Annotated in this window: 2 protein-coding genes and 1 pseudogene; all 3 read right to left on the bottom strand. The window is 33.8% G+C overall.

Annotation, left to right across the window (positions count from 1 at the left end):
* Positions 1–276 (bottom strand): annotated as a pseudogene (locus ACEO2X_RS13765) (hypothetical protein); the annotation flags it as partial.
* 210 nt (positions 277–486) lie between these two features.
* Positions 487–1,395, bottom strand: coding sequence for a helix-turn-helix transcriptional regulator (locus tag ACEO2X_RS13760; RefSeq protein ID WP_371972156.1), 909 nt, complete (start codon positions 1,393–1,395; stop codon positions 487–489).
* A 567-nt stretch (positions 1,396–1,962) separates the two neighbouring features.
* Positions 1,963–2,114, bottom strand: a 152-nt coding sequence (locus ACEO2X_RS13755) for a transposase domain-containing protein (protein WP_371972157.1), incomplete at its 5' end; no start/stop codon positions are given.

Genomic DNA, 2,114 nt, shown 5'->3' with positions numbered 1-2,114 from the left:
GGTTTCTGGGATACGTTCTTGTAGAGTGGCAACTTCCGCAACACTTTTACCTTCAGAAAGCCAGAGAATAGTTTGGGCACGTTGTCTTTCACGCCAATGTTTTGCATGCTTGGCCAGAAAAATGAGTTGTTCTCGCTGTTCTAAACTAAGTGGTACAGAAACAATTCGAGGCATGTGTGAACATCTGTTAACTAAAAAAACTTTTTTCGCATGATTAGTTATTTTTGTCAACTTATCAACATCATCTTTTAAATTTTGCTGTTTTATTAAGTCCATTATTTATGCTCTAAAAATTCTAAATATTACGTATATAAGTTAGTGGATATATCACCCAATCTAATAATGTCACTTTTCCTACAACTTTCATTACCATTCCACATTTCACACATCGTGGAAAACCTAAAATCACATCACTTTTTGGTGCAAAAATTCCTATTTTTTTACATTGAGGGCATTGTATTTTCATTGGTTTAGGCTTCCACGCCATTATGAACTCCTACGCTCTAAATATTCCTTTAGTCCCTTTTCCATCTCATCTTGCAATCTTTCTGGATTTACAATTTTAAGATGTGGAATCCAAAAACGAATTAAAGGCAATAACTGCATATCATGATTAATTTTAGAAGAAACCAACAACCCACCATCCCCCAACTCTCTTACAATTTGTTGCTCAGGTAGTATTGATCTCTGTTTAAAATAAAAAGCAACCTGACTATCAATAGATAAAATGATTTCCTGTTTATCCTGTCCGAACCAGATGCTGTCATCATCTTCCACAACTTTTACAATATCTTGATCTGGAATAAATTGAGGATATTCATGCGTAGCGTGCATAAGTTGAATATGTGAAATGCGATAAGTACGTAATTGATCTTTTCTAACTGCTGCCAAATACCAGCTACCATGATGATGAATCAAGCGATAAGGTTGAACCAGTCTAGATTCTCCTTTATATAGAAAACCAATTTGTCGCTGCTCTTGAATTGCTTTTCCAAGAACTTTGAATAATTCTTTAAACTGACTAGCATCTTCAAAAGAGTAACCCTTAGCACTATAAATCTGATGCGCTCGACTATCTAAAAGCTCACGCAGAAAAGACATATCCAATGAGGGATACAAATGACTAATTCCTGAGAGCTGTGCAAAATTACGGATATCCTTTGGAGCAATTTTTCCCAAATAATTTAAATCTAGGTAAAATTTTTTATTTTGATTATCCTGTAACAAAGGCAAATAAGTGTTAATGCGATCAAAATCTCTCGAAATAGTACGTGTACTTACCCCAAACTCAGATGCCAGCTCTTTTATACTTAACTGATACCCCATATTTAACTTTGTTAAAATATTTGCTAATCGGTCAGCTAAACGCTCATGAATAGAATCATCACGTTGCATAAATTTTCTCTAATTATTTAAAACATATACCAAACTTTTAAGGTTTTGATATGCTTGAAATATAACACATTACAAAAACAAAAATTCACAATAAATAACAAAAAAACCATTAATTTTATTTTAAACAATGTTTAGTCTTTCTAAATAACGTTCTAGGTGCAACATTGCTAAATAGAATCTCTTTAATTCAGCCCACTTTATTTTTCCCTGTATTAATGCTCTAAAAATACGCTTTAAAGCATTCTTCCTATGCTTATTGGTAAATGGGCCTGAACGTATTATCATATCGATTTTCTTTTCCTGAGTACTTTTCATTGCGGCAGTTGATTAAGCTTAAGAGCCTCAACTAAACAAGACAAATATAGAAAGAGAAAATGACAGGTGATGTCATAAAGCTTAAAAATTATTTAATAGACTTCTTGCGAAAGTATAGTTTTATCTAATTTTTGAATTGGCTAAAACCGCATAAAATATAGCTTTCGGCTGCTTAAAATTTGACTAACGCAAGAAGTCTAATTTATTGAATATTGAATATCGTAAGCGTCCGCTGAATCCCATGCCTATTTTTTAATTCGGTTCAGGTTTCCAGCGGTGTGGCAGTAATTCTTCTATTTGGGTCGCTTTATGCGTCGGCAGCCTTTTCAGCACATCACTTAAATAGGCATACGGATCCAAGCCATTCAGCTTTGCTGACTGGATTAAAGTCATGATATTCGCCG

Source organism: Acinetobacter sp. AL9, assembly GCF_041464035.1.
Taxonomy (GTDB): Bacteria; Pseudomonadota; Gammaproteobacteria; order Pseudomonadales; family Moraxellaceae; genus Acinetobacter; species Acinetobacter towneri.
This window is presented reverse-complemented; position numbering and strand designations above follow the sequence as displayed.

Coding starts and splice junctions, on each gene's coding strand:
- ACEO2X_RS13760 (WP_371972156.1), bottom strand. CDS start 1,395: ATGCAACGTGATGATTCTATTCATGAGCGTTTAGCTGACCGATTAGCA.